We start from the raw sequence: 25,210 nt of genomic DNA, 5'->3' as shown, positions 1-25,210 counted from the left end.
ACTTAAAACACCAGTTCTGTTGCGTACGAGTGAGTAACCATGTCCGCTGTCGCCGAGTTGCTTTACTCGCGCCGCGTGCCGCAGGTCGCGGTGCTGGCGCTGATCTCCTTCAGCTTTGCAGGGTGCAGCGCCGACATGTCGTCGCGGCTGTCCCAGTCAAATTTCTCCAACCCCTTCGCCTCGGAATCCACGGGGTCGGTGCAGCAGGCACCGCCGCCGCAGCGTGAGCTGCCGCAGTATGCGCGGCCGCAGACGCAGCCCGGCCATTATCAGTCGCAGCCCTTGCCGCCGCCGGCCGTGTCCGCGCCGCAATCCTATCCCGTCGCGTCCGGCGGGGGGGTCTCCGGTGGAGGACGCGGCGTCGGCTCCTATGCGCCTCCGGCGCAGCCGCATCTCGAGACCACGGCCACAGTGCCGCCGCGCTCGGTTGCGGCCGCCCCGCCGGCCGGCGGGACCAAGATCATCGTCGGCACCAGCGATACACTCGAGGTCCTCGCCAAGCGCTATCGCGTCACGCCGCAGGCGATCCTTGCCGCCAATGGCTACAAGGGCCCGCGCGCGCTCTCGCCGGGGCAGCAGCTGATCATCCCGCATCCGGCGACCGCCGCTGCGCCGGCACCGGCCATGGCGCCCGTTGCGGCGGCGCCCGCTGCCAAGCCGGTTGCGGCCATGGCTGCGCCGTCGAGCACCCATTTCGTCAATCGCGGCGACACGCTCGCCAGCATTGCCCGGAAGAATCATATCTCGGCGGCTGAACTCGCCCGCGCCAACGGCCTCGATCCGTCTGCAAAGCTCAAGCTCGGCACCAGGCTGACCGTGCCTGGCACCAAGACTGCTGCCGTTGCGGCGACTGCGGCTCCGGTCGGGGCTGCTCCGGTTGCGGGAACGCTCCAGCCCGTCGCGGCCGCAGCCGCGCCTGCCACCAAGATTGCGGCCGCCGCGCCGGTGCAGAGTGCGCGCCTGGCCCAGGCAACGGCCAATGTCGAAGAGAAGCCCGCCGAGACCCAGGCAAAAGCCGCGGAGGCGACCGGCGCACTGCCGACCTTCCGCTGGCCGGTCCGCGGCAAGGTGGTCACAAGCTACGGCGCCAAAACCAATGGCAAGGCCAATGACGGAATCAATCTCGCGGTGCCCGAGGGGACGCCGGTCAAGGCGGCTGAAGATGGCGTCGTCGCCTATTCCGGCAACGAGCTGAAAGGTTACGGCAATCTGGTCCTGGTTCGGCACTCCAACGGCTACGTCACCGCATATGCCCATGCGAGTGAGCTGTTGGTGAAGCGCGGCGATACCATCAAGCGCGGCCAGGTCATTGCCAAGTCGGGTCAATCCGGGGAGGTGGCGTCGCCGCAGCTCCACTTCGAGATCCGCAAGGGATCGAGCCCGGTTGACCCGCTTCAATTCCTGAACGGGGCGTGAGGAGCACCGCTTTGGTCGGGCGCACCCTCGCCAAAAACACGCTGTCATCGTCCGCGAAGGCGGACGATCCAGTATTCCAGAGCGCCAGTTGTTGAGCCGATAAGCCGCGGCGTACTGGATTCCCCGCCTGCGCGGGGAATGACAGTTGTGGGTGAGGCGAAACTGGTCGCTACTTCGCCGTCAGTTTGACGCCCAGCCGTCCCGCCAGTTCCTGCACGAACTGCCACGCGACGCGGCCCGAGCGCGAGCCGCGCGTCGTGGACCATTCCAGCGCCTCGCGCTCCAGCGCTGCGTCGTCGATCTTGATGCCGAAATGGCTGCAATAGCCGCGTACCATGGCGAGATATTCGTCCTGGCTGCAGCGGTGAAAGCCGAGCCAGAGGCCGAAGCGATCCGACAGCGACACCTTCTCCTCGACCGCTTCGCCCGGATTGATCGCAGTCGAGCGCTCGTTCTCGATCATCTCGCGCGCCAGCAGATGGCGGCGGTTGGAGGTGGCGTAGAGGATGACGTTCTCGGGCCGGCCCTCGATGCCGCCTTCGAGCACGGCCTTGAGCGACTTGTAGGAGGCGTCGTTGCCGTCGAAGGAGAGGTCATCGCAGAACACGATGAAGCGGAAGGACGAGGCCCGCAGCTGTTCCATCAGCGCGGGCAGGCTCTCGATGTCCTCGCGGTGGATCTCGATCAGCTTCAGCTTGTCGGCCGGTTTGCGCTCCGCGTTGATGCTGGCATGCGCCGCCTTCACCAGCGACGACTTGCCCATGCCGCGTGCGCCCCAGAGCAGGGCGTTATTGGCCGGCAGGCCATTGGCGAAGCGCTCGGTGTTCTCCATCAGGATGTCGCGCATCCGGTCGACGCCCTTCAGCAGGAACAGCTCGACGCGGCTGACCCGCGGTACGGCCGCAAGGCGGCCGTCCGGATGCCAGACATAGGCATCCGCCCGTTCGAACGATTCGCGCTCGACGGCCGGGTTGCTCTGGGCGGAGAGGTGCGCCGCGATCGTCTCCAGCGCGCGGACGATCCGCTCCTGGGAGAGGTCCGGGACTGTCTTGGCGATGGCTTTGGAAGCTGCCGTGGGGCGTTTTGCCGCGATGAGGGCGGGCTTCCTGGCAGGGGTGCGGGGGCCTTTGCCGGCCGGGCTTTTGCTAAGGTTTTTGGGCATGTCCGAAGTTCCTGAGAACGCAGCCTTATCGGGCCTGACGGCGCGCCGCAAGGTGGCCCAAAAGGGCGGTCTGGCAGCGTTGCAATTGGGACAATGGCCGCTATAGTCCGCGCGAATTTGACCGAACCGGTCGCCTTTGAGGGCCTGACCGGCTTTCCCCCGTTCTCACGAGGATCGTCCGAATGCTGATTACCCCTGCGTATGCCCAGGCCGCGGGCGCCGGCGACACCAACAGCATGTTGATGTCGCTGCTGCCGTTCGCGCTGATCTTCGTGATCATGTACTTCCTGATTCTGCGTCCGCAGCAGAAGAAGGTCCGCGATCACGCCGAACTCGTGAAGAACATCCGCCGCGGCGACACCGTCGTGACCTCGGGAGGCCTCGTCGGCAAGGTCACCAAGGTCGTCGACGACGACCAGATCGAGTTCGAGATCTCCGACGGCGTGCGCGTGCGGCAGATGCGCCAGATGATCTCGGGCGTGCGCGCCAAGGGCGAGCCGGCCAAGGAAAGCTCGAAGGAAAGCGCCAAGGACGACACCGCGGCGAAGTGAGCGCCCGCGCGAGTCTCTCAAGTCTCCTGATCTGACAGGTCCAGTCGATGTTGTATTTCACGCGGTGGAGGGCGCTGGGGATTATCCTGACGGCGCTGATCGTGTGCCTCTGCGCGGTCCCCAACTTCTTCCCCGAGGCGCAGGTCAAGACCTGGCCCGCCTGGGCGCAGCGCCGGCTCGTGCTCGGCCTCGACCTCCAGGGCGGCTCCTACCTGCTGCTCGAGGTCGATTCCAACTACGTGAAGAAGGAGCGGCTCGACCAGGTCCGCGACGACGTTCGCCGGACGCTGCGCGATGCCAAGATCGGCTTCACCGGTGGCGTTACCGTGCGTAACGACGCGGTCGAGGTTCGTGTCACCAAGGAATCCGATGCGCAGGCCGCACTCGCCAAGCTGCGGGAGCTGTCCCAGCCCTTGGGCGGCCTCATGGGATCCAGTGGTCAGCGCGACCTTGATGTGGCAGATGCCGGCGGCGGTGTGATCCGCCTGAGCATCCCGCAGGCCGCCATGCTCGACCGCATGCGCAAGACCATCGAGCAGTCGATCCAGATCGTCGAACGCCGTGTCAACGAGCTCGGTACCGTCGAGCCCGTGATCCAGCGCCAGGGCAATGACCGCATCCTGGTGCAGGTCCCGGGTCTTCAGGACCCGACGCGCCTGAAGGAACTGCTGGGCAAGACCGCGAAGATGGAATTCCGCATGGTCGACACCTCCGTTCCGCCGGACCAGGCGCAGCAGGGGCGGTTGCCGCCGGAATCCGAGCTGTTGATGAGCGCATCGCCGCCGCCCACGCCCTACGTGGTCAAGAAGCAGGTGCTGGTCGCGGGCGGCGACCTGACCGACGCCCAGGCGAGCTTCGACCAGCGTACGGGCGAGCCGGTCGTCAGCTTCAAGTTCAACACCTCGGGCGCGCGCAAGTTCTCGCAGGCCACGACGGAGAACGTCGGACTGCCCTTCGCGATCGTGCTCGACAACAAGGTGATCTCGGCGCCCGTGATCCGCGAGCCGATCACCGGCGGTCAGGGTCAGATCTCCGGCAATTTCACGGTGCAATCGGCCAACGATCTCGCGATCCTCCTGCGCGCCGGCGCGCTGCCGGCGCCGCTCACGGTGGTCGAGGAGCGCACCGTCGGTCCGGGCCTCGGTCAGGATTCGATCGAGAAGGGCGAGTTGGCCGCCTATGTCGGCTCGATCCTCGTCATCGTCTTCATGCTGCTGACCTACCGTCTGTTCGGGGTGTTCGCCAATATCGCGGTGGCCATCAACGTCGCCATGATCTTCGGGCTGCTGTCGCTGCTCAACGCCACGCTGACGTTGCCAGGCATCGCCGGCATCGTGCTCACCGTCGGTATCGCGGTGGACTCCAACGTGCTGATCTACGAGCGTATCCGCGAGGAGCTGCGCGGCGGTCGCAACGCGATCTCCGCCATCGACGCCGGCTTCAAGCGGGCGCTCGCGACCATCCTCGATTCCAACATCACCACCTTCATTGCTGCCGCGGTGCTGTTCTACATCGGCACCGGCCCGGTGCGCGGCTTTGCCGTGACGCTCGGCATCGGCATCATCACCACGGTGTTCACCGCCTTCACCATGACCCGGCTGATTGTCGCCGGGTGGGTGCGGTGGAAGCGGCCGCAGAGCGTGCCGATCTAGGAGCCTGATCTTGACTCACACCGTTCTCATCGGGCTCGGCGTCCTCATTGCCATTCTCACCGTGGTCTCGGTGTTTGGCTGGCTGCCGTCGCTCCGCATCGTCCCTGACGATACGCATTTCGACTTCACGCGCTTCCGCCGCATTAGCTTCCCGATCTCGGCCGCGCTCTCGATCCTCGCGATCGTGTTATTCTTCACCCATGGCCTGAATTTCGGTATCGACTTCCGCGGCGGCACGCTGCTGGAGGTCAAGGCGAAGTCGGGCGCCGCCGACATCGCGGCGATGCGCACGACCCTGGATGCTCTGCGTCTCGGCGAGGTCCAGCTCCAGCAGTTTGGCGGACCCGAGAACGTCCTGATCCGCGTCGCGGAGCAGCCGGGCGGCGACGCCGCCCAGCAGGAGGCCGTGCAGAAGGTTCGCGCCGCGCTCGGCGATTCCGTCGAATATCGCCGCGTCGAGGTGGTCGGCCCGCGCGTCTCAGGCGAATTGCTGGCTTACGGCATGCTCGGCCTGATGCTCGCGATCCTAGGCATCTTGATCTATCTCTGGTTCCGCTTCGAATGGCAGTTCGCGCTCGGCGCCATGATCGCGAACGTGCATGACATCGTGCTGACCATCGGCTTCATGTCGATCAGCCAGGTCGATTTCGACCTGACCAGCATCGCCGCACTGCTGACGATCTTGGGCTATTCGCTCAACGATACCGTCGTCATCTACGATCGTATCCGTGAAATGCTGCGGCGCTACAAGAAGATGCCAATGCCGCAGCTTCTCAACGAGTCCATCAACTCGACGCTCTCGCGCTCGATCATCACGCACTTCACGGTGACGCTGGCGCTGCTCGCGCTGCTGTTGTTCGGCGGGCACGCGATCCACAGCTTTACCGCAGTGATGATGTTCGGCGTGGTGCTGGTCGGCACCTATACCTCGATCTTCATTGCGGCCCCGATCCTGATCTACCTCGGCGTCGGCGAGCATCGCGAAGATGCGCCCGATACGGCTACGCCGGCGAAGAAAAGCAAGGCATGATCCGAACCTCGTGCCCTCGCAGAAGTTTGCGAGGGCAGTAAGCCCATTCGGACGAAAGCTCATGGCCGGCGATCCCAATGCTCCGCATTTCCCGCGCTCGGCGCCGATCGATGCCTATGGCAAGGGCGGCTTCGCCTTTGCCGGCATGTCGCATCGGGGCTCGCTGCTCTGCCTGCCGGACGCGATCTGGGCCTGGGACGTGACGGACCCTGCGAAGATCGATCGCTATTCGCTGGATCGGGTCTTCACGGCCGCTAACAGCATCGACACGCTCCTGATCGGCACCGGAACCGGGCTGTGGCTGCCGCTGCCGGAGCTGCGTCAGGCCCTCAAGGCGGTGAGGGTGGTGCTGGACACAATGCAGACCGGACCCGCCGTACGCACCTACAACATCATGATCGGCGAACGGCGGCGGGTTGCTGCTGCGCTGATCGCCGTGCCATGAGCAGCCCTGCGCCGCCGCCCGACTCCGTTGCCTTTTGCGCCGATCTGGTGCGCAGCCATGACTTTCCGCGTTACGCCGCGACCCTGTTCGCGCCGGTCGCCGAGCGCCGTGCGTTGCTGGCCCTGTATGCCTTCAACGTCGAGATCGTCCGCGTCCGCGACCAGGTGAGCCAGCCCTTGCCCGGCGAGATCCGCCTGCAATGGTGGACCGACATGCTGTCGGGTCATGTCCATGGCAGCGCCGAGGGCAATCCGGTGGCAGCCGAGCTGCTCCGCGCAATCCGTGATTTCAACCTGCCGGTCGAGCCGCTGTCGCTGCTTGCCGACGAGCACCAGTTCGATCTCTACAACGACCCGATGCCGACGATGGCCGCGCTGGAAGGCTATCTGGCCGCGACCTCATCGGCGCTGTTCCGTCTGGCGGCGCAGGTTTTGGGACCGCCGTCGGAGGCCGTCGAGCATCTCGCCCGCCATGCCGGGCTGGCGCAGGGCATCGTGCAGGTCATCGCCAATTTGCCGCGCGATGCCGCGCACCGGCAATTGTTCCTGCCGCAGCAGCTGATGGAGAGGCACAATTGCAGCATCGAGGATGTCTTCGCCGGCAAGGAGACACCCAATCTGCATGCGGTGCTGGAGCAGCTTGCGGGGGAAGCCCGGCAGCATCTGACGACGGCGTCGTCGCTGCTGGCGCAGGTGGCGCCGTCCATGCGGCCGGCGTTTCTGCCGTTGACCCAGGCGCAGGCCGATCTCAAGCGCCTGTCGCGTCCGGAACGCAACCCGTTTACGCTGCAGCCGTCGTCGCGGCTGCGCACGCTCTGGACACTGTGGCGCGCCTCGCGATCGCGTGAATTTACCAAATAGCGCCTGGCTTGTCGCCTGAGCCGGCCAAATGCTCTATGCTGTCCTATGGCTGACTTGTCCCAAAGCGCGTCCGATCTCAGCGGCTTTCCGGTCGCACCAAGCGACGTTCTTGCCGCCGCCGAGACCATCCGCGGCGCCGTGGTCGAGACGCCCTGCAGCCATAGCCGGACACTGAGCAGTATCTGCGGCTGCGACATCTGGCTGAAATTCGAGAACCTCCAGTTCACCTCCTCGTTCAAGGAGCGCGGCGCGCTCAACCGGCTCACTGCGCTGACGCCGGAAGAGCGCGCGCGGGGCGTGATTGCAATGTCCGCGGGCAACCACGCGCAAGGCGTCGCCTACCACGCCAAGCGGCTCGGCATTCCCGCCACCATCGTCATGCCGATCGGCACGCCCATGGTGAAGATCGAGAACACCAGGCACCACGGCGCCGAGGTGGTGGTCACGGGCGCGACGCTGGAAGAGGCGGCCGCCTTCGCGCGCAGCCACGGTGAAGCGCGCGGCATGATCTTCGTCCACCCCTATGACGATCCGCTTGTCATCGCGGGACAGGGCACGATCGGGCTGGAAATGCTGAAGGCGGTACCGGATCTCGACACGCTGGTCGTTCCGATAGGCGGCGGCGGGTTGATCAGCGGTATCGCCATCGCGGCGAAATCGATCAAGCCGTCGCTGCGGATATTGGGCGTCGAGGCCTGGCTCTATCCGTCGATGTACAACGCGATCCATGACGGCAATCTGCCGGCGCGGGGCGACACGCTGGCCGAAGGCATCGCGGTGAAATCGCCGGGCAAGATCACCACCGAAATCGTCCGTCGGCTCGTCGACGACATCGCGCTGGTCAACGAAGCCGAGCTCGAGCGTGCGGTCGCAACCCTGATCTCGATCGAGAAGACGGTGGTCGAGGGCGCCGGCGCAGCCGGCCTCGCCGCGCTGATGTCCGACCCGTCCCGCTTTGCCGGCCAGACGGTCGGCCTGGTGCTGAGCGGAGGCAATATCGACACGCGGCTGATTGCCTCCGTCCTCACCCGAGAGCTGGCGCGCGAGGGGCGGCTGACGCAATTGTCGCTCGATATTCCCGATCGGCCCGGGCAGCTTGCCACCGTGGCCGCGCTGCTGGCCGAAGCTGGCGCCAACATCATCGAGGTCTCGCATCAGCGGACCTTTTCCGACCTGCCGGCCAAGGCGACGCTGCTGCAGCTCGTCATCGAGACCCGCGACAGCGCGCATCTCGACGAGGTGATGGCAAGGCTGAGCGCATCCGGACTGAGCGCGCGCTGCACCTGAGCGGCGCGCGGCGATGCCGCTATCGCGACCGCAGACCTGCGAGGTGACCGATCAGCCGATCGATCTCGGCTTCGGTGTTGTAATAATGCGGGGAGGCCCGCACGAGCGGCGGCAGCGAGCGGAGTTCGGCATCGATGCGGGTGCTCGACGGATCTGACGCGCCGATCGTGATGCCGGCGGCCGCGGCGCTGCTCACAATGGCGTCCGCCTCATACCCGTCCATCGTGAAGCTGACGATGGCGCCCGGTGCTCGGCCAAGGTCGCGAATGGTGAGGCCGCGGACGGACGCGAGGCCGTCCCGAAGGCGGTCCGCCAGCACACGGCAGCGCTGCTCGATGTGATCCATGCCGATATCGAGCGCATAATCGACGGAAGCGCCGAGCCCCAGCCGGGCCGCATAATTGTTCTCCCAGGTCTCGAAACGGCGCGCATCGTCGCGCAGCCGATATTCATCGCGCGCGACCCAGGGCGCTGCGAAATGGTCGATCATCGGAGGTTCGAGCTGTTGCAGCAGCGCCCGGCGGACGTAGAGAAAGCCGGTGCCGCGCGGGCCGCGCAGGAACTTGCGCCCCGTGGCCGACAGCATGTCGCAGCCGATCGCCTCGACGTCCACCGCCATCTGGCCGACCGCCTGGCACGCGTCCAGCAGGTAGGGAATGCCGTGCGCCCGCGCGATCTTGCCGACCGCCGCCGCGGGGTTGACCAGCCCGCCATTGGTCGGAACCCAGGTGATGGCGATGAGCCTTGTGCGCTCATCGACCATGCGTTCGAGCGCGTGCACGTCGAGCTCGCCGCTGGCATCGCTCGGCACGACATCGATCGTCGCGCCGGTTCGTTTCGCGACCTGAAGAAAGGCGACATAATTGGCAGCGTATTCCGCCTCGGCCGTCAGGATACGGTCGCCTTTGCGGATCGGAAGCGCGTAGAACGCCATCTGCCAGGCGACCGTTGCGTTCTCCACCAGGGCGATCTCGTCAGGTGAGGCATTGAGCAGACGCGCCACCGAGCCATACACCGCATCGAGCCGATCGGACACGCTGTCGGCAGCGGCATAGCCGCCAATTTCGCTTTCCAGGTCGATATGACCCTTCACCGCCGCGACGACTGCCGCCGGCATCAGCGCCGCGCCCGCATTGTGCAGGTACGCTAGTCGGGAGGCGGCAGGCGTGTCGGCACGTATCCGGTTGATGTCGATCACTGACGCCTCCGCTTCTCGCGATCTTCATGGAATGAATTAGACGCGCCGAGGACTGCGAGCAAGACGGCGTAGTCCTGTCTCAGATGCAGAGGCTGAGCAGTTTGATGTGGCAGCTGCTGGATTTGGGCTTGCTCGCGGGCGCCGCCTCGCGCTTCACGGCAACCAGCGGCTCCTTGTCCTTCTTGCCCTTACTCTTGCCCTTCGGCTCGTAATCGCCGGCGATCACCATGGCCCAATAGGTGCGCTTGCCGCTGGCATTCTTGGCGCTGGCAATGCCGACGCGGGAGGCGTTGTGCAGCAGGAGGTTCTTGCGGTGCCCGGAGGAGTCGATCCACTGGCCCAGCGTCTTCTCGAAATTGTCGTAGCCGTAGGCGATGTTCTCGGCGGCGCGGCCCGCGCCCGCCGGCGCGACGCGGCGGTTGAAGGGCCCGAGCGCGTCGTGACTGAGGTCGTCCTTCGCCGCCATCGCGCGGGCCTGATCCATGGCGATGCGGTCGAGGGTGGCATCGCGGACGACGCGGGCCTCCCCATGTTTGAGACGGAAGCCCGAGATCAGCTCGGCCGGTAAGTCGGCCATCGCGGGCGCGCCCGCCAGCAGCAGAAGGCCAGCGATCATCCCGCCAGCCACACGTTGCATCATCGTCCCCCCAGTGCCCATGATCCTTGCCGGCCCCGCGTTATTCGACAGTTTCTCTATCGCCAATGTGGACGCTTCAAGGCACGCCGCAATGTTAACTCGCCGGCAGGTTCGCCTCGAAATTGAAGCGGTCGCGCAGGTTCTTGCGCTGCTCCAGGATGTCCTTGAGAAAGGCACGGTCCTGCTCGTTCTTCATCATGGGCTCGATCAGGTCGAGCTGGTTCATCGCGACCAGCTGCAGGACCTCGGTGCGCGGCTTGCCGCTGGTGTTGCGCGGCAAGGCGTGCACGATCTGGATGTGCTCGGGCGGCTTCGGTCCCTTGGCCGCGGCAAGCTCGCTACGGAGCTGGCCTTCGAGCGCGGCCTGATCGGCTTCGACGAAGGCATAGAGCCCGACGCCGGAGCGGCGGTCGGCAAAGGCGACGATGGCGGTGTCGCGCACGGCGGGATTCCGGCGGATCAGCTCGGCGAGCACCGGCGCGTCGTTGACGAGCCGCCGGCCGCCGCCCTCGCGGTCGGTGAAGTTGAACAGGCCGCGGGTGATGGCGCGATAGACCTTCTTGCCGGTGGCGAGCCACAGGCTCGCGGCGAACGACTTCTTCGCCAGGATTTTCCGCTCCCGCGGCGTCAGCGCCTCCGGCGCGTAGGAGCGCTTGTGCTTCAGCAGATGCCGCAGGTCTTCATAGGCGAGGATGCGATAGAGCCGGCCGCGCCGAGCAAAGCAAGCCGCAAGCTGGAAGTCGGTCACATAGGCGCGACCGTCGCGGCCGACCAGCCAGTTCTGTTCCTTGGCGAGATCGTTGTGGCAGATACCGGCGCGGCGCAGTCGGCGCAGCGCGGCCTTGGCCGAGCGGAAATAGGCGAGATCGCCATGCGGCTTTGCCAGATGCAGCGCGACGCCGTCGACGAAGCCGCGCACCAACGCGCGGCGTCCGGCCCACAGCAGCTCGGGACCGACGTCGAGGCCTTTGGCGCGCACCAGCGCATGCTTCTCGCGGGCGAACAGATGGCGTGCCAGCAGAAACGACCACCATGGCACCTCGTCGAGCCGGCGCAGCACCGCGTCGGTCTCGCCGCTCTCGGTGCGGAAGCGGCCGCGCTCGACGGTCGAGAACACGTCGCGCTTGAGCAGCACGCCTTCGGTCCAGCGCGCCGACAGCTCTGCGGCGTCGTCTTTGGGGAGGCTCATCGAAAACTCACGCGGCGGCGGCAATGTGCAGGTGATCGGCGATCCAGCGATCGAGATCAGCGAGGGCCCGTGCGCTCAGCGCCTGCTTCTTGGCCACCGTCTTCTCGTTGCCGCGCAACCGCGTGCCGTCGGCCTTCTTCGTCGGCGCCGTCGCAAGCGGCGGGAACAGGCCGAAATTGATGTTCATCGGCTGGAACGACCGTGTGCCCGGCTCGATGGTCTCGATATGGCCGCCGGTGATGTGGCCGAGTAGCGAACCGAGCGCGGTCGTGCCCGGCGGACCGACAAGTGCTCCGCCGCGCGCGTCCGCTGCTGCATAGAGGCCGGCGATCAAGCCGACGCTGGCGGATTCCACATAGCCCTCACAGCCTGTCATCTGGCCGGCAAAGCGTAGCCGCGGCTGTGCGCGCAGCCGCAACTGGCCGTCGAGCAGCTTTGGCGAATTCAGGAAGGTGTTGCGATGCAGGCCGCCGAGTCGGGCGAACTCGGCCTTCTCCAGCCCGGGAATGGTGCGGAAGATGCGCTGCTGCTCGCCGTACTTCAATTTCGTCTGGAAGCCGACGATGTTGTAGAGCGTGCCGAGCTTGTTGTCCTGACGGAGCTGCACGATCGCATAAGCTTTCGTGGCGGGATCGTGCGGATTGGTGAGGCCGACGGGCTTCATGGGACCATGGCGCAGCGTCTCGGGGCCGCGCTCCGCCATCACTTCGATCGGTAGGCAGCCATCGAAATAGGGCGTGTTGGTCTCCCATTCCTTGAATTCGGTCTTCTCGCCAGCGATCAGCGCGGCGACGAAGCCGTCATACTGCTCCTTGGTCATCGGGCAGTTGATGTAGTCGGCGCCGTTGCCGCCGGGGCCGACCTTGTCGTAGCGCGACTGGAACCAGGCCACCGACATGTCGATGGACTCGCGGTGCACGATCGGCGCGATGGCGTCGAAGAAAGCGAGCGCGTTCTCGTCGGTCAGCTCGCGGATGGCGTCAGCCAGCGGCGCAGAGGTGAGGGGGCCGGTGGCGACGATGACGTTGCTCCAGTCGGCCGGCGGCAGGCCTGCGACCTCGCCACGCGCGATCTCAATCAGGGGATGATCGTTCAGCGCCTTGGTGACGGCCGCCGAGAAACCGTCGCGGTCGACCGCGAGTGCGCCGCCGGCGGGCACCTGATTGGCATCGGCCGCGCGCATGATCAGCGAGTCGAGCCGGCGCATCTCCGCATGCAAGAGGCCGACGGCGTTGTTGGCGGCGTCGTCCGAGCGGAACGAGTTCGAGCAGACGAGCTCGGCGAGCCCATCGGTGCGGTGCGCCTCGGTCATGCGGGTCGGCCGCATCTCATGCAACACCACGGGCACGCCGGATTTCGCCACTTGCCAAGCAGCTTCGGAACCGGCGAGGCCGGCACCGATCACGTGGACGATGTTGGATTGGGATCCTGTCATGGGGCGGACAGGTAGCGCTTTTCGGCGGAGAGTGGAATCGCCGAGATCGAGTTTTCTGCCACCAGATGCGACAACGCCCGCACAAGGCGGGCGCTATCGGGTCGTCCAGTCGAGGGCTGAACGTATCAGCCCTGATACTGACCGGCGGCAACGCGCGGGATGTCGGAGCGATCGAGGCCGATATCGGCCAATTCGCGATCGCTGAGCTGGGACAGCTCGGCAACATTGCGCTGATAGTCCCGGAAGGCCTGGATCATGCGGATGAGCGAGAGCAGCATTGGTAGTCTCCTGTAGTTCGATTCAGCCCTTGCCCGGGCTTCATCGTTGAAGTGAATATAGATGGGCGTAGTGCAGTGCGAAAGTTCCTATGTTGCGATGCAGCTAAGCGTAGATTGCATAGCGCCCGTAACGGACGATTAACCTGACGGCGCTCCCGCCCAAGCAACAGGCAGCGCGTCCGGGTAATCGGGACAAATGCCCGTGAATTCACGGACTTATGGCTCTGCATAGGATCGGCGCGCTAAGGAAATATGTTGCGCGTCCTGCGCCCGCCAAGTACTTGAACCAGCGTCTGGACCCAAGTCACACATGCGCGGATCGCATGTGTGCAGGGGTCAAAATATGAATTGAAAATCATTTTTTCGCTTGTCGATTCGCCTTGCCGCGTGGATCCCGAGCGATGCGAGCGAGAGCGGAGGGCTTGTGCCACCTTTCGACTGGCAAACGCCCCTCGGCGCATGCACACGCTTTCCGTGCAGCGTTCGTTACAGGGCTTGTTGCGGCAAGTTGCCGCGCCCCAAAGGAAAGTCGTGCCGAGACGGAGACCGAGATCGAGAACATGGCCGACGGCGACGGCAAGTTCGACGCGCAGAGGGAATCGCGGCTGCGCAGGACGCGCTGCTCAACGGCAAGATGGGTGTGTGCGGCGCGCATCTGAACAAGGCGATGCAGGCCACCATGGTCGAATAGAAACGTCGAGACGTCAGCGCACTAAAGAGAGGGCCGGTCGCTGCGCGATCGTCCCTCGATCGCCTGTTCGAGGGTTTAGGGGGCGCGCGCCAGCTGGGTGGCGAAATAGGCGATGGTCTTGGAATAGACCTCGCTCTTGTTCCATTGCTGAAGCACCGCAAAATTCGGACTGCCCGGCTGCCAATCCTTGCCTCGCTGCCAGCCATAGCCGGCGAGATAGTTGGCGGTGGAGGCGAGCACGTCAGGCGCGTTATGCAGCAGATCGCGCTTGCCATTGCCGTCGAAATCGACGGCATATTTCATCCAGGATGACGGCATGAACTGGGTCTGGCCGAGCTCACCGGCCCAGGCGCCCTTCATATCGGCCGGGGCGAGATCGCCGCGCTGGACGATGCGCAGCGCATCCATCAGTTCGGCGCGAAACTGCTCGGAGCGGCGGCAGTCATAGGCCAGCGTTGCCAGCGAACGGATCGTTGCGAACTTGCCGGTGTTGACGCCGAAATCAGTCTCCAGACCCCAGATCGCAACCAGGATCTCGCCGGGCACGCCATAGGCCCGCTCGATGCGCGACAGCACCGAGCCGTATTGCTTCAACATGTTGGAGCCGCGCTGCATGCGTGGCGGCACCATGCGGCCGGAAAACTCCTCGAAGGTCTGGCTGAAGACCTTTTGCGAACGGTCGCGGTTGAGCACGCTCTGATCGAGCGTCACGCCGGCGAGCCCGGCGTTGATGGCCTGCTGCGAGATGCCTTTCGCTGCAGCATCGGTTTTGAAATCCGCAAGCCAGGAGTCGAAATTGCCCGAGCCGCAGGCAACAGCGGCAAGCGCTGGCTGGGCTGCTGAAATTGACGCGGAGAGGACCAAGGCTGCGAGAGCGAGACGAGAAATCGTCGGGGTCATTCGAGTAAATGAATTCCGTGAAGCGATCTGACCGGTGGGCGCAATCTCGGTCGGAACCGCGGCCAAAGCAAGGCGCACAACAGGGTGCGATCCTGCCCGAGCCGGTGCAGGATCGCATGTCACGATATCGTCAGGCGTCCGTCCGATTCCGCCACGGGAAGAGGTTGGCCGGGAAGTCGGCGGCCGGCTTACGCGGACGATGCGGCGGGGGCGGCACCGGACGTGCCTCGGGCTCCGAGATGATCACTTTGCGGTAGAGGTGCCACGTGGCATGGCCGAGCAGCGGGATCACCACGGCGAGCCCGAGGAAGGCCGGTATTGTGCCGAGCGCGAGCAGCACCGCCACAATCAAGCCCCACGCCGCCATCGGTACCGGGTTTCTTGCGACGACGCGCAGCGAAGTCACCATCGACTCGAACGCGCCGGCATGACGGTCGAGCATCAAGGGGAACGACACGACGCTGATGCAGAGCGCGGCGAGCGCGAACAGGAAGCCGGTGCCGCAGCCAACCGCGATCAGCCACCAGCCTTGCTGCGTCGTCAGCACGCGCGTCATGAAGTCCGAGAGTCCGGTTACGCCCTCGTAGCCGAAGGCTGCGACATAGATCGCCTGCGCGGTCGCAACCCAAGTGACGAACAGGGCGAGCAGCAACGTCCCGAGGCCGAGCATCGCACCGAACGAAGGCGAGCGCAGCACTTCCATGGCATCCCAGGCGCTCGCCGGTTCATAACGCTCGCGCCGGCTGGAGAGCTCGTAGAGTCCCAGCGCGGCGAAGGGCCCGATCAACGCGAATCCGGCAGCCAGCGGAAACAGCAGCGGCAGCACCGAATACCCCATCACCACGCGGGCGAGCACGAGGCCGAGCACCGGGTAGATCACGCACAGGATGATGGCGTGGCTGGGAACGGCCTTGAAGTCTTCCCAGCCGCGCCTGAGTGCGTCCTGCAGATCGGACAGTCGGATGGTTCGGATCGCCGGTCCAGCCGCATCCTCGGGCTGGGCCATCCTGGGGACATTGCCCTGGTAGAGTGTGGCCATGGTCGCTAGCTCCCTTGCCAGGCGGCCGAACCCGGCGCCAGCAAACGGCGCAAGCGGCCGCATTCTCTGAAATCCCGCGATCCCGACCAGACGCGAATTCCGGCTGGCATCGCGAGCTAAACAACAAGCATACTCCGAAGTCCGAGTCCTGTCCCTCCCGCTTGGGTGAAATTCGATGTCGCGGCGCAACCACAACGACGTCATTCTGTCGTCATTTCGCCGCAGATAAGCTGATGCTGCTGGTAGCTTGCGGAACTTCGCGGGCGTAGCGCAGTAACTTCGTCTATAAGTGCCACTCAAGGCCCTTCCAACGGATTCCTTTTCGGGGAGCAGACATGAGCATTTTCGGGAAAATCATGAGCGCGATCTTCGGCAGCCAGCCGGCCTCCGCCGCGCCCGCCGGCGGCGCAGCTTCGCCCGGCGCGCCCACAGGGGCGCCAGGCGCTTCGGCCGCAGCGCCCATGGCTGCCGTTGACGTGGCGGCGATCGTCGACAAGGCGGCGGCCGCACACAAGGGCGAGAAGCTGGAATGGCGCACCTCGATCGTCGACCTCATGAAGGCGCTCGACATCGATTCCAGCCTCGCTGCGCGCAAGGATCTCGCCAAGGAGCTGGGCTACAGCGGCGACATGAACGACTCGGCTAGCATGAACGTCTGGCTGCACAAGCAGGTGATGTCCAAGCTCGCCGCCAACGGCGGCAAGCTGCCGCCGGAGATCAAGCACTGACCCGCCCGGGTCGTGCCAAGGGCCCGCGATCTCGCGGGCCCTTTTGCCTTCAGGCGACCAGATCCGCATCCTCCGGATGTCTGTCGAGATAGTCGACGACGAAGCTGCAGCCGGCGATCACCTTCCTGCCGTCGCGCCGGATCAAGTCCAGCGCGCCCTTGACCAGCTCGGAGCCGATGCCGCGGCCGCGCAGCGCGCGCGGCGTCTCGGTATGGGTGATGATGACGGCGGACGGCGTCAGCCGGTAATTGGCGAAGGCTATGTCGCTGCCGACATCGAGCTCGAAGCGGCTCCTGTCCTTGTTGTCGCGTACCGATGCCGCCATGAGGGATCCTTCCGAAATGCAGATTGCCTCTTGATCTAGGACGCCGACTTCGCCCTTGCCAAGGTGAGGCCAAGGCAGATTGGCGCAGAGGAGATATCCGCAAATGCGCCGCGGTGACCGCAGTGCAGTATGGAAATCGCGCCCTGCGAGCATGGCGCGGCGACCGCAAATATTCCTCGCTACGGCTCTTGCAAGCCGAAGTTCGGTTCCCACGTCCTGGAGAGGACATACGCCCGAATGCGGCCGGCAGGGTCGCCAGATATTCGGAGTGTCGTGATCGCCAGCCGCAGACGTATGCCTCTTTTGCAGGAGGGTACGATGTCGGACTCTGGTTTCTTGAAGACTCATCGAACATGGGAAGACTGGTGCGGGATGCTGCTTGGCGCGGCGATCGTGGCTTCGCCGTGGTTTCCCGTCCAGGATCAGGGGATCACCGGACACCAGACGGCCATCCTCAACACCGTCGCGATCGGTCTGATCGTGTTTGGTCTCAGCCAGCTCGAGTACGTGGCCTTGCAGCGGTGGCAAGAGGTGACCACGATCCTGGTCGGGCTGTGGCTCATCGCCTCGCCTTACGTGATTGGCTATTCCGCCGACGGCTTCCTCCGCATCTATCACACGACCCTCGGTGCGGTGGTGGTGCTGCTCGGCATACTCCAGCTGTGGCAAGACTGGGGTCAGACTGACCAGGACTTGCTCAAGCATGGGCAATAGGCCCTAGATATCGGAAGGCCCGCCGGCCACGGGGCGGGCCTGTGTACTCATGTCGTTACGAGATCTGCATAGTCCGGGTGCTTGTCGATCCACGCCTTCACGAACGGGCATTGTGGGATCAGCTTCAATCCAGCGGCGCGGACTTGGTCGAGTGCGCCTTGCACCAGCTTCGAGCCGATGCCCTTGCCACCAAGTTCCTTCGGCACGTCCGTATGCTCGAACGTGATCACGTTGCCATCGAGCTTGTAATGCTCGGTCGCAAGATGGCCTTCCACCGCGAGCTCGTAGCGGTGTTGGGCCTTGTTGTTGATGACGTCGCTCATGTCGTCGCCCTTCCAGCCACCAGCCTCGCGCCATGCCGCAACGCGCGGTCGGGTCGGCAGATCTTCAATGTTGAGGTCGTTCGGTTCAATCGGTCGCTTTGGCCAGCCTGGAATCTTCGGGCTGCGGCGGCGGGCGGAGGCAACCCTGGCAGATGACCAGGGCGCGGTTGACCTTGGCGTCCTGCTCGGCCTCGATGCCGTCCTGCGCCTGCCACCATTCCTTCGAATAGGGCTGAACGCCGGCTTGCGACCTGTTGCGCTCGGAGCGGGCAGCGGTCCGCGTTGGTTGTGAAGCAGCGCGCGGCCGGTTGGGATCCTCGCCGGCGCCATCCCAGGCGTAACGCGCAGGCTTGAAGGCGGGATCGGAAGCCAGATGCGCCTGTGGCGCAACGGCACATCCTGCGAGCGCCAGCGTGAGCAGGATGACGGCGGGCGCTTTGATCATGGAATGCACTCTGTACGCGAAGACGGATGAAGCGTGCGCCGATCATGTTTAAAATTCACTGAACAATTGCGGTTGTGGCTGCGACCAGCGCCGATGCGATCTCTGATCCTCCTGCTCACCTTGCTCGTGACCAGCGCGCGCCGACGACGCAAAGCCATTCAATCCGGCCGACTATCCACCGGGCGTGCAGAAGGCGCTGCGCGACGTCAACGAGGAGGAATGCGACAGCCAGGTCCGCGGCAGCCGGCCTTGCAGGGGCGCTGGCGATGGCGATAAATGGGCGGCAATGAGCGGGCAGCTTGTGCGCTGTCCGTCGTCGAAGAGGAAGCCCGATGCAGCCCCTGCGCATGTCCCGCCGCGTCATGAATCTCGCCTACATGCTGACCCAGAATGCGCGGCGGCATGGATCGCGCCCCGGCTTCGTCTGGGGTGACAAATCCTGGACCTGGCGCGAGATCGATGCGCAGGTCTCGGCGCTGGCGGCCGCACTCGCCGCGCGCGGCGTTGCCAAGGGTGACCGCATTCTTGTCCATTCCAAGAACGGCGAGGAGATGTTCGTCTCGATGTTCGCCGCGTTTCGGCTCGGCGCGGTCTGGGTGCCCACCAATTTCCGCCTGATGCCGGACGAGGTCAGCTATCTCGCGCAGGCCTCCGGCGCCAAGGCGTTTCTGTGCCATGTTGATTTTCCCGAGCACGCTGCGGCCGTGAGCGGCGGCGCGCTGGAATTCACCTGGAGCATCGACGGCAAGGCGCCATTCGCGGATATGTCGGTTGCTGAGGCCATGGCCTCGCGGGCGGAAACGGCAGTCGAGAACGCCGCTGTCGAACACGACGATCCCTGCTGGTTCTTCTTCACCTCCGGCACCACCGGCCGTTCCAAGGCGGCTGTGCTCACCCACGGCCAGATGGGGTTCGTCGTCACCAATCATCTGGCCGATCTGACACCGGGTGTGACGGAGCAGGATGCCTCGCTGGTGGTGGCGCCGTTGTCGCACGGCGCCGGCGTGCACCAGCTGATGCAGACCGCGCGCGGCGCACGCACCGTGCTGCTGCCGACCGAAAAATTCGACATCAACGAGGCGTTCCGCCTGATCGAGGCGCATCGCGTCAGCAATCTCTTCACGGTGCCGACCATCCTCAAGATGATGGTGGAGCATCCCGCCGCCGACAAATACGATCATTCCTCGCTGCGCCAGATCATCTATGCGGGGGCGCCGATGTATCGCGAGGATCAGAAGGCTGCGCTGAAGAAGCTCGGCAAGGTGATCGTGCAGTATTTTGGCCTTGGCGAGGTCACCGGCAACATCACCGTGCTGCCGGCCGCGCTGCACGATCCCGACGACGGCCCGCACGCCAAGATCGGCACCTGCGGCTTCGAGCGCACTGGCATGCAGGTCTCGATCCAGGACGACGAGGGCCGGGAGCTTGCCGCCAACCAGAGCGGCGAGATCTGCGTGATCGGGCCTGCCGTGTTCGCCGGCTACTACGACAATCCCGAAGCCAATGCGAAGGCGTTTCGCAACGGCTGGTTCCGCACCGGCGATCTCGGCCACATGGATGAGGAGGGATTCGTCTACATCACGGGACGTGCCTCCGACATGTATATCTCCGGCGGCTCCAACATCTATCCGCGCGAGATCGAGGAGAAGATCCTGACGCATCCCGCGGTCGGCGAAGTCGCTGTGCTCGGCGTGCCCGATGCGACCTGGGGCGAGGTCGGCGTCGCCGTCTGCGTCGCGCGGGAAGGCGCGAAGGCCGTGAGCGAAGCCGAGATGGCCGCGTTCCTCTCGCCAAAAGTGCCGCGCTACAAAATGCCGAAGCGGTTTTTCTTTTGGGAGGCGCTGCCCAAATCCGGCTACGGCAAGGTGCCGAAGCGGATGGTGCGTGACGAGCTCGAGGCGCGCGGGCTGCTCGATCTCGACAAGACCAAGGCGGGCTGAGCCCAGGTGATGCGGAGTATCAAGCAGCCGGGCCCGTCCGCCGCCGAACGCATTCAATGGGTGGAGGCGAGGGGGCGTGCCTTTTCCTTCACGCTTCAGGCAGGTCTGCCGTTGCTGGAAGCTGCACGTCGCGGATTTGCGGCAGAGGGTTTTGCCGGCGGCGTACTGAATTTCGGCCGCGGTGCGCTCGGGCCGTTCGCCTATGTCATGCCGGCGCTGTCGAAGACCGGCGAGAATGCGGCGTTCTACAGCGACACGTATCGGCCCGAAGGCGTGACGCGCACGAAGCTTGGCAGCATGACGCTCGGCATGCGCGATGGCGCGCCGTTCTTTCATTGCCACGGGCTCTGGACCGAAGCCGATGGCAAGGCAAGCGGCGGCCACATGCTGCCGGATGAGACCGTTGTTGCCGAGCCTTTCGAGGTCCAGGCGTTCGGCGTCGATGGCGCGATGTTCACCGCAGAGCCCGATCCGGAGACCAATTTCAAGCTGTTCGGGCCCGTCGCGGTCGCGAGCACCGGCGCCCGCACGACGAGCCGAAGCTTCGCATTGCGGCTGCGGCCCAATCAGGATTTTGCCGGCGGCCTCGAGGACTTCTGCCGTGCACATGGCATCGCGCGTGCGAAAATTCACGGCGGCGTCGGCTCGACAATCGGCGCGCGTTTCACCCATGGCGGCATCACCGAGCCCTTTGCCACCGAGCTGGCGATCACGGCCGGCGCGATCGCGCCCGGCGCTTCCGGCGAACTGCAGGCCGCGCTCGATGTTGCATTGATCGATTACACCGGCGGCATCGCCGAGGGCCGCCTGATCCGCGGCGACAATCCCGTGCTGATGACCATGGAGCTGGTGCTGGAGGCGTTGGCGTAGCTGGTCAGGCCTGGGCGGGCGGGGCAGATATCGCTTTGCAATTCTTATGTTCCTGTTATGTTCTAGCGGAGGTTTCAGGGGTGGGCAATGGCACGAAAAGGCAATCGGACGATCAATCTGCCTGCGCCTTATCTGAAGCGGGTCTGGCTCGATCCGTCGCAAGTTCACGATCGCGAGGCCTATCCGTTTTGCCTGCCCATCTTCCCCGATGACTTCGAGCTCAACTTCGACGCGGCCATCACCATCATCGTGGGAGAGAACGGCACCGGGAAGTCGACGATCCTCGAGGGGATCGCGGCGCTCGCCGGCTACGACGATGCCGGGGGCGGCAAGGGCTATATGCCGGTCGATCACTCCGAGGCGCGGGAGAAGATGGGCGGCCAATTGTCCAAAGCGCTGCGCGCAAGCTGGCTGCCGAAGATCACCAATGGCTGGTTTTTCCGCGCCGAGAGTTTCTTCTCCGTCGCGCGATATCTGGACAAGGCCGCGCGTGATGCCGGCCAGGTCGGCCCCGATTTCCTGTCGCATTCCCATGGCGAGGGGTTCCTGCGCTTCTTCGAAGAGCGCTGCCAGCGTCAGGGCATCTTTATCTTTGATGAGCCGGAATCGGCACTGTCGCCGGCTCGCCAGATCGAATTCCTGAAGCTGCTGCGCCGCATGGAAGAGTCCCGGATCTGCCAGGTGATCATGGCAACGCATTCGCCGATGTTGATGGCCTATCCCAACGCGCGGCTGCTGCGGCTCGGGAAATACGGCCTGGAGCCGACGATGGTCGAACAGACCGATCATTATCGGGTGATGCGGGAGTTCTGCGACGATCCGCGCGGGTTCGTGGAGGCGACGCTGGCGGAGTAGTTGAGACGGGCGACCGACACTTGGTCTCTCTTCGCCGCGCTCGCAATGACGGAGTGTGTGGCATCGGCGTAGCCTCAATCGACATTCGGTTTGGTTGCGGACGCAGTTCCCCGTTCTCGCGGCACATCGTGCCCGAGCTTTGGTTGATCGCCGCCCTCAAAAGTGCCGGGGGCGCAGGGAAGGCCGGGCGCCGGCTGGCACCCGTGGTCCGCTGTGCGCGAATTGCGCTGGAAGTGTTGCACAGCGGCATACAGGGCAGCCTGAACGTCCGGCCTTCCCTGCGCAGTGGTTTTACGGCTTATGTCGTGATCTCCTCGGGGAGCGATGCACTATTGCCCCCGTCGCCTTGCGGATGACTGACGGTGCGAACCCGGTCGGGCCGCAACGTCACCGCAGGACTTGGCGCACAGACCCCGGGCGCCAGGACCACACGATTTTGCCGTACGCAGGCTGCACCCGTCGTGTGCGCGCAAGCCGCCTGCGCGCGATGCCGCCCGCGTCCACCACGTCCCACCCCGCGTGTCATGACGATCGCGATACGCCCCTCGGCCCGGGCTGGGATGGCCAGAACTTGCGCTAATTCCGAATTCTAGTAAAGCGAATTATTTCCGCCCGCAGGCGTTGACCGTGGTCTGGCGTGTTTTGCCCGTCAGGCACCGCAACAGATGGTGTGATGGTGGGGAGCGCGCCGCCACAGCCGCGCCACGAACCGGTCTCCCCACCGTCCAAAAATGCGCTACGATGCTCCCAGCGCGCTTCAAGTCGCGCAGGATCAAGTGAGGAAACGACATGAGGATGACGATGGGACCGGCGCTCGCCGGGGTCGCGGCGCTGGCGGTGGCGGGGATGGCACTGACGACGGCGTTCGAGCCGGTCTGGGCGCACGGGCCGACGCGGCAGAAGGTGAGGGAATCCATCGAGATCAATGCGCCGCAGGACAAGGTCTGGGCTGCGATCCGCAACTTTCAGGACATGAGCTGGCTTCCACCCGTCACCAAGACCACGGGCGAAAAGGGCAACGAGATCGGCGCGACGCGGACGCTGACCCTGACGGGCGGCGCGACGGTGGAGGAGGAGCTCTACAAATACGAGCCCGACTTGCTGAGCTATTCGTACCGGATTACCAAGGTCGACGTGAAGGTGCTGCCGGTGACCAATTATTCCTCGACGCTGACGGTGTCGCCGGCGCCGGACGGCAAGGCGAAGCTGGAATGGGCCGGCGCGTTCTATCGCGGCTATCCCAACAACGATCCGCCGCCGGAGCTGAGCGACGAGGCCGCCAGGACTGCGGTGAGCGGGCTGTACAAGGCCGGGCTCGAGGCGCTCAAGAAGAAAATCGAGAGCGGTAGCTGATCGTGCGGGTGCTGGTCCTGGCGGCGCTCGCCGCCGGCCTTTGCCTTGCCCGTGTCGGCGGCGCGTCAGCTGAAGAGGCGTTCGTCACCAACCAACTCAGCGATGATCTGATGGTCGTGGACCTCGCGACGTCGCGCAGCGTTGCGACGATTCCGATCGGCGGCAAGCCGGCGGGCGTGGCCGTCAGCGCCGACGGGCGTTTTGCCTATGTGACGAGTCCCGACGCCAAGGCGGTGACGGTGGTGGACGCGGCCGCGCGGCAAGTCGCGGGGCGGATCGAGGTCGGCGGCGGGCCGCTCGGCATTGCCGTGGCGCCAGACGGCCGCACCGTCTATGTCGCCGACTGGTATGCGGCCGCGGTGCGGGTGATCGATACGGCCTCGCGCAGCGTCACGGCCAGCATCGCGGTCGGCGCCTCGCCATCGGGCCTCGCGGTGACGCCGGATGGCAAGCTGCTGCTCTCGGCCGACCGTGACGACGACAGCGTCTCGGTGGTGGACACCGCGACGCGCCAGCGCAAGGCGATCATCAAGGTCGGCACGCGCCCGTTCGGCGTCACCATCGACGCCGATGGCAGGCGGGCCTACACCGCCAATGTCGGCTCCGACGATGTCTCGGTCATCGATATCGCGGAGGCCCGCGAAATCGGCCGTGTGCCGGTCGGGATGCGCCCCTATGCGGTGGCGCTGACGCAGGGCCGCGGCTTCGTCACCGATCAGTATGGCGGCACCGTCAGCGTGTTTGACCTGGCGAGCTTGAAGCCGATCAAGCGCATCACTGTCGGCGACTATCCCGAAGGCATTGCGGCAACCGCTGACGGCAGGCGCGTCATTGTCGCCTGCTGGGAAAGCAACACGCTCAGCATCATCGATGCGGCCGAGCTGAAAGTCGTGGGTGAGATCAAGACCGGCGATGGCCCGCGCGCATTCGGGGCGTTTTTGCGCAGGACCGAGTAGTTCGTCAAAACCCGCGGCGTTCCAAACGACGACACTGCATGAAGCTGCTGCCGATCGCTCATTCAGTAACACCAGTCAGCGCTGATCAGTTTGCGGGGGGCCGGCCTGATCGGTAACCGCCGCTTCCGAGACTGCGTTGGCCGGCGCACCCCGGTCGGTCCAATCCGGCGGCAGCCCAATCCTCTCTCCGGCCATTCCAATCAGTCCTGGCGCTCGCCCGAATGTTTCACAGATCGCCTCCTTGGGCGCGCCGCCGAGAGAGGCCTGCAGACTGCCGATGGATGGCGGCGCCGAGACCTTTCCGAACGGGCTCTCGCCGGTAACAAGCATCTTCCCGAAATCGTCTCCGAAAGCGCTGGCGAGATCATAGGCATCCCCGTCGCTCGATGCGCGCGGAGCGCTGGTAAAGGAATTCGCTCCGCGCGCCCAGATCATGGCAGCTTGTTGGTTGCCACTGCGATCACGGGCCTCGGCCTCTACGGACAGGCTCCCAAGTCCGATCGGAAGCCGCGGTACAGGGATGGGCACACCGGGAGCAACGATGGACGGTACAACGCTCGCGACCTTGGAGACGCCGGCTGCCGTCGCATCGGTCGGCGCAATGTGGGTGATGACCGCCCGAACATTCAAGTCTGCGGCTTCCGTCGGTGCTACAATCCGGAACCGCTCGCTCAGCGCAAGACACATCGCTCTGTTCATCGCATTCTTGATCAGGCTGCGCTGCCGGTCGGAGAACGGCTGGCTGGCGGCGGTTACCGCGAACGCAGTTGGCTCGATACGCGCAGTCTTCGCGGCGAGAACATCAGCCTTGTTGATCCGAACCTGCGACTTGGTCAGAAGACCGTCGGACGGCGTCAGATTGTCGTAAGAGGCCAGGGACCCGGACCGCTCCAGCGGTGCGGTCGCGCAACCAGCAGCCATCAAGCTCAAG

At 65.1% G+C, this 25,210-nt stretch carries 26 protein-coding genes; 14 read left to right on the top strand and 12 right to left on the bottom strand.

Translation table 11 applies throughout. The features are described from left to right. The first annotated feature begins 39 nt into the window (after positions 1-39). Entirely contained in the window at positions 40-1,416 is a 1,377-nt protein-coding gene (locus ACSHT2_RS04165) for a peptidoglycan DD-metalloendopeptidase family protein (RefSeq protein WP_440640501.1), read from the top strand. A 169-nt stretch (positions 1,417-1,585) separates the two neighbouring features. Here the strand turns inward: ACSHT2_RS04165 and ACSHT2_RS04160 are convergent, their stop codons facing one another. Next, positions 1,586-2,578: an ATP-binding protein gene (locus ACSHT2_RS04160; RefSeq protein ID WP_440640500.1), complete on the bottom strand. Its 993-nt coding sequence runs from the start codon at positions 2,576-2,578 to the stop codon at positions 1,586-1,588. A 182-nt stretch (positions 2,579-2,760) separates the two neighbouring features. On the opposite strand from ACSHT2_RS04160, the gene yajC reads away from it, so the two are divergent. The 6 genes from yajC (at position 2,761) to ACSHT2_RS04130 (ending at position 8,403) form a co-directional block, all read left to right on the top strand. Next, entirely contained in the window at positions 2,761-3,129 is a 369-nt protein-coding gene (gene yajC / locus ACSHT2_RS04155) for a preprotein translocase subunit YajC (protein WP_027576227.1), read from the top strand. Between the two features lie 47 nt (positions 3,130-3,176). Further along, entirely contained in the window at positions 3,177-4,781 is a 1,605-nt protein-coding gene (gene secD, locus ACSHT2_RS04150) for a protein translocase subunit SecD (RefSeq protein WP_440640499.1), read from the top strand. Positions 4,782-4,791: 10 nt separating this feature from the next. Continuing rightward, positions 4,792-5,811: a protein translocase subunit SecF gene (gene secF / locus ACSHT2_RS04145; RefSeq protein WP_271528228.1), complete on the top strand. Its 1,020-nt coding sequence runs from the start codon at positions 4,792-4,794 to the stop codon at positions 5,809-5,811. Positions 5,812-5,872: 61 nt separating this feature from the next. Further along, complete coding sequence (locus ACSHT2_RS04140; protein ID WP_440640498.1) at positions 5,873-6,256, top strand: Mth938-like domain-containing protein; 384 nt, start codon at positions 5,873-5,875, stop codon at positions 6,254-6,256. Next, entirely contained in the window at positions 6,253-7,116 is an 864-nt protein-coding gene (locus tag ACSHT2_RS04135) for a phytoene/squalene synthase family protein (RefSeq protein ID WP_440640497.1), read from the top strand. The genes ACSHT2_RS04140 and ACSHT2_RS04135 overlap by 4 nt, the downstream gene beginning before the upstream one ends. Before the next feature lie 45 nt (positions 7,117-7,161). Further along, positions 7,162-8,403, top strand: coding sequence for a threonine ammonia-lyase (locus ACSHT2_RS04130; protein ID WP_440640496.1), 1,242 nt, complete (start codon positions 7,162-7,164; stop codon positions 8,401-8,403). A gap of 19 nt (positions 8,404-8,422) precedes the next feature. Here ACSHT2_RS04130 and ACSHT2_RS04125 read toward each other — a convergent pair whose 3' ends face one another. From ACSHT2_RS04125 to ACSHT2_RS04095, 7 genes are all read right to left on the bottom strand, one after another. Beyond that, positions 8,423-9,601, bottom strand: a complete 1,179-nt coding sequence (locus ACSHT2_RS04125) for an aminotransferase class V-fold PLP-dependent enzyme (protein ID WP_440640495.1) — start codon at positions 9,599-9,601, stop codon at positions 8,423-8,425. A gap of 79 nt (positions 9,602-9,680) precedes the next feature. Then, positions 9,681-10,238 (bottom strand): CAP domain-containing protein, encoded by a 558-nt coding sequence (locus ACSHT2_RS04120; protein WP_440643041.1) that lies wholly within the window; start codon positions 10,236-10,238, stop codon positions 9,681-9,683. Positions 10,239-10,332: 94 nt separating this feature from the next. After that, positions 10,333-11,427 carry an AMP-binding enzyme gene (locus tag ACSHT2_RS04115; RefSeq protein ID WP_440640494.1) on the bottom strand — a complete coding sequence of 365 codons (1,095 nt, stop codon included), beginning with the start codon at positions 11,425-11,427 and terminating at the stop codon, positions 10,333-10,335. A 7-nt stretch (positions 11,428-11,434) separates the two neighbouring features. After that, the gene (gene trmFO, locus ACSHT2_RS04110) at positions 11,435-12,862 is read right to left on the bottom strand and encodes a methylenetetrahydrofolate--tRNA-(uracil(54)-C(5))-methyltransferase (FADH(2)-oxidizing) TrmFO (RefSeq protein ID WP_440640493.1); all 1,428 of its coding nucleotides are present in this window, start codon (positions 12,860-12,862) and stop codon (positions 11,435-11,437) included. 125 nt (positions 12,863-12,987) lie between these two features. Further along, complete coding sequence (locus ACSHT2_RS04105; protein ID WP_007590701.1) at positions 12,988-13,140, bottom strand: DUF1127 domain-containing protein; 153 nt, start codon at positions 13,138-13,140, stop codon at positions 12,988-12,990. A gap of 766 nt (positions 13,141-13,906) precedes the next feature. Next, complete coding sequence (locus ACSHT2_RS04100) at positions 13,907-14,731, bottom strand: lytic murein transglycosylase (protein ID WP_440640492.1); 825 nt, start codon at positions 14,729-14,731, stop codon at positions 13,907-13,909. A 130-nt stretch (positions 14,732-14,861) separates the two neighbouring features. Next, positions 14,862-15,770, bottom strand: a complete 909-nt coding sequence (locus tag ACSHT2_RS04095) for a DUF2189 domain-containing protein (RefSeq protein WP_440640491.1) — start codon at positions 15,768-15,770, stop codon at positions 14,862-14,864. 335 nt (positions 15,771-16,105) lie between these two features. Here ACSHT2_RS04095 and ACSHT2_RS04090 point away from each other — a divergent pair, with 335 nt between their 5' ends. Further along, positions 16,106-16,498, top strand: coding sequence for a DUF3597 domain-containing protein (locus ACSHT2_RS04090; protein ID WP_440640490.1), 393 nt, complete (start codon positions 16,106-16,108; stop codon positions 16,496-16,498). A 49-nt stretch (positions 16,499-16,547) separates the two neighbouring features. Here the strand turns inward: ACSHT2_RS04090 and ACSHT2_RS04085 are convergent, their stop codons facing one another. Continuing rightward, complete coding sequence (locus ACSHT2_RS04085) at positions 16,548-16,823, bottom strand: GNAT family N-acetyltransferase (RefSeq protein ID WP_319334336.1); 276 nt, start codon at positions 16,821-16,823, stop codon at positions 16,548-16,550. Between the two features lie 318 nt (positions 16,824-17,141). Between ACSHT2_RS04085 and ACSHT2_RS04080 the strand changes: the two genes are divergently transcribed. Further along, on the top strand, positions 17,142-17,537 hold the full coding sequence (locus ACSHT2_RS04080; RefSeq protein ID WP_370112704.1) for an SPW repeat protein: 396 nt from the start codon (positions 17,142-17,144) through the stop codon (positions 17,535-17,537). A gap of 47 nt (positions 17,538-17,584) precedes the next feature. Here the strand turns inward: ACSHT2_RS04080 and ACSHT2_RS04075 are convergent, their stop codons facing one another. Together ACSHT2_RS04075 and ACSHT2_RS04070 are read right to left on the bottom strand one after the other, a co-directional pair. Beyond that, positions 17,585-17,860, bottom strand: coding sequence for a GNAT family N-acetyltransferase (locus ACSHT2_RS04075; RefSeq protein ID WP_440640489.1), 276 nt, complete (start codon positions 17,858-17,860; stop codon positions 17,585-17,587). Positions 17,861-17,945: 85 nt separating this feature from the next. Further along, a complete protein-coding gene (locus ACSHT2_RS04070; protein ID WP_440640488.1) occupies positions 17,946-18,305 on the bottom strand; it encodes a hypothetical protein in 360 nt (119 codons plus the stop codon). A 332-nt stretch (positions 18,306-18,637) separates the two neighbouring features. Between ACSHT2_RS04070 and ACSHT2_RS04065 the strand changes: the two genes are divergently transcribed. The 5 genes from ACSHT2_RS04065 to ACSHT2_RS04045 all read left to right on the top strand — a co-directional run bounded on the left by ACSHT2_RS04065 (position 18,638) and on the right by ACSHT2_RS04045 (position 24,279). After that, positions 18,638-20,245: an acyl-CoA synthetase gene (locus ACSHT2_RS04065; RefSeq protein ID WP_440640487.1), complete on the top strand. Its 1,608-nt coding sequence runs from the start codon at positions 18,638-18,640 to the stop codon at positions 20,243-20,245. Between the two features lie 9 nt (positions 20,246-20,254). Next, the gene (locus ACSHT2_RS04060) at positions 20,255-21,115 is read left to right on the top strand and encodes a PCC domain-containing protein (RefSeq protein ID WP_440640486.1); all 861 of its coding nucleotides are present in this window, start codon (positions 20,255-20,257) and stop codon (positions 21,113-21,115) included. A gap of 87 nt (positions 21,116-21,202) precedes the next feature. Then, positions 21,203-21,970 (top strand): AAA family ATPase, encoded by a 768-nt coding sequence (locus tag ACSHT2_RS04055; protein ID WP_440640485.1) that lies wholly within the window; start codon positions 21,203-21,205, stop codon positions 21,968-21,970. 789 nt (positions 21,971-22,759) lie between these two features. Further along, complete coding sequence (locus tag ACSHT2_RS04050) at positions 22,760-23,323, top strand: SRPBCC family protein (RefSeq protein ID WP_440640484.1); 564 nt, start codon at positions 22,760-22,762, stop codon at positions 23,321-23,323. A 2-nt stretch (positions 23,324-23,325) separates the two neighbouring features. Next, on the top strand, positions 23,326-24,279 hold the full coding sequence (locus tag ACSHT2_RS04045) for a YVTN family beta-propeller repeat protein (RefSeq protein WP_440640483.1): 954 nt from the start codon (positions 23,326-23,328) through the stop codon (positions 24,277-24,279). Between the two features lie 75 nt (positions 24,280-24,354). Here the strand turns inward: ACSHT2_RS04045 and ACSHT2_RS04040 are convergent, their stop codons facing one another. Further along, a complete protein-coding gene (locus ACSHT2_RS04040; protein WP_440643040.1) occupies positions 24,355-25,200 on the bottom strand; it encodes a DUF3313 domain-containing protein in 846 nt (281 codons plus the stop codon). Positions 25,201-25,210: the final 10 nt, after the last annotated feature.

It is taken from the genome of Bradyrhizobium sp. PUT101, assembly GCF_052043945.1.
Classification (GTDB): Bacteria; Pseudomonadota; Alphaproteobacteria; order Rhizobiales; family Xanthobacteraceae; genus Bradyrhizobium.
This window is presented reverse-complemented; position numbering and strand designations above follow the sequence as displayed.

What these genes read in the sequence shown, in the direction of transcription:
- ACSHT2_RS04130 (WP_440640496.1), top strand. Translation starts at nt 7,162, where the DNA reads ATGGCTGACTTGTCCCAAAGCGCGTCCGATCTCAGCGGCTTTCCGGTC.
- ACSHT2_RS04080 (WP_370112704.1), top strand. Translation starts at nt 17,142, where the DNA reads ATGTCGGACTCTGGTTTCTTGAAGACTCATCGAACATGGGAAGACTGG.
- ACSHT2_RS04075 (WP_440640489.1), bottom strand. Translation starts at nt 17,860, where the DNA reads ATGAGCGACGTCATCAACAACAAGGCCCAACACCGCTACGAGCTCGCG.
- ACSHT2_RS04040 (WP_440643040.1), bottom strand. Translation starts at nt 25,200, where the DNA reads ATGGCTGCTGGTTGCGCGACCGCACCGCTGGAGCGGTCCGGGTCCCTG.
- ACSHT2_RS04160 (WP_440640500.1), bottom strand. Translation starts at nt 2,578, where the DNA reads ATGCCCAAAAACCTTAGCAAAAGCCCGGCCGGCAAAGGCCCCCGCACC.
- ACSHT2_RS04140 (WP_440640498.1), top strand. Translation starts at nt 5,873, where the DNA reads ATGGCCGGCGATCCCAATGCTCCGCATTTCCCGCGCTCGGCGCCGATC.
- ACSHT2_RS04055 (WP_440640485.1), top strand. Translation starts at nt 21,203, where the DNA reads ATGGCACGAAAAGGCAATCGGACGATCAATCTGCCTGCGCCTTATCTG.
- ACSHT2_RS04100 (WP_440640492.1), bottom strand. Translation starts at nt 14,731, where the DNA reads ATGACCCCGACGATTTCTCGTCTCGCTCTCGCAGCCTTGGTCCTCTCC.
- ACSHT2_RS04085 (WP_319334336.1), bottom strand. Translation starts at nt 16,823, where the DNA reads ATGGCGGCATCGGTACGCGACAACAAGGACAGGAGCCGCTTCGAGCTC.
- ACSHT2_RS04090 (WP_440640490.1), top strand. Translation starts at nt 16,106, where the DNA reads ATGAGCATTTTCGGGAAAATCATGAGCGCGATCTTCGGCAGCCAGCCG.
- ACSHT2_RS04070 (WP_440640488.1), bottom strand. Translation starts at nt 18,305, where the DNA reads ATGATCAAAGCGCCCGCCGTCATCCTGCTCACGCTGGCGCTCGCAGGA.
- secD (WP_440640499.1), top strand. Translation starts at nt 3,177, where the DNA reads ATGTTGTATTTCACGCGGTGGAGGGCGCTGGGGATTATCCTGACGGCG.
- ACSHT2_RS04135 (WP_440640497.1), top strand. Translation starts at nt 6,253, where the DNA reads ATGAGCAGCCCTGCGCCGCCGCCCGACTCCGTTGCCTTTTGCGCCGAT.
- ACSHT2_RS04095 (WP_440640491.1), bottom strand. Translation starts at nt 15,770, where the DNA reads ATGGCCACACTCTACCAGGGCAATGTCCCCAGGATGGCCCAGCCCGAG.
- ACSHT2_RS04060 (WP_440640486.1), top strand. Translation starts at nt 20,255, where the DNA reads ATGCGGAGTATCAAGCAGCCGGGCCCGTCCGCCGCCGAACGCATTCAA.
- ACSHT2_RS04165 (WP_440640501.1), top strand. Translation starts at nt 40, where the DNA reads ATGTCCGCTGTCGCCGAGTTGCTTTACTCGCGCCGCGTGCCGCAGGTC.
- ACSHT2_RS04120 (WP_440643041.1), bottom strand. Translation starts at nt 10,238, where the DNA reads ATGCAACGTGTGGCTGGCGGGATGATCGCTGGCCTTCTGCTGCTGGCG.
- ACSHT2_RS04050 (WP_440640484.1), top strand. Translation starts at nt 22,760, where the DNA reads ATGAGGATGACGATGGGACCGGCGCTCGCCGGGGTCGCGGCGCTGGCG.
- trmFO (WP_440640493.1), bottom strand. Translation starts at nt 12,862, where the DNA reads ATGACAGGATCCCAATCCAACATCGTCCACGTGATCGGTGCCGGCCTC.
- yajC (WP_027576227.1), top strand. Translation starts at nt 2,761, where the DNA reads ATGCTGATTACCCCTGCGTATGCCCAGGCCGCGGGCGCCGGCGACACC.
- ACSHT2_RS04105 (WP_007590701.1), bottom strand. Translation starts at nt 13,140, where the DNA reads ATGCTGCTCTCGCTCATCCGCATGATCCAGGCCTTCCGGGACTATCAG.
- ACSHT2_RS04115 (WP_440640494.1), bottom strand. Translation starts at nt 11,427, where the DNA reads ATGAGCCTCCCCAAAGACGACGCCGCAGAGCTGTCGGCGCGCTGGACC.
- ACSHT2_RS04065 (WP_440640487.1), top strand. Translation starts at nt 18,638, where the DNA reads ATGCAGCCCCTGCGCATGTCCCGCCGCGTCATGAATCTCGCCTACATG.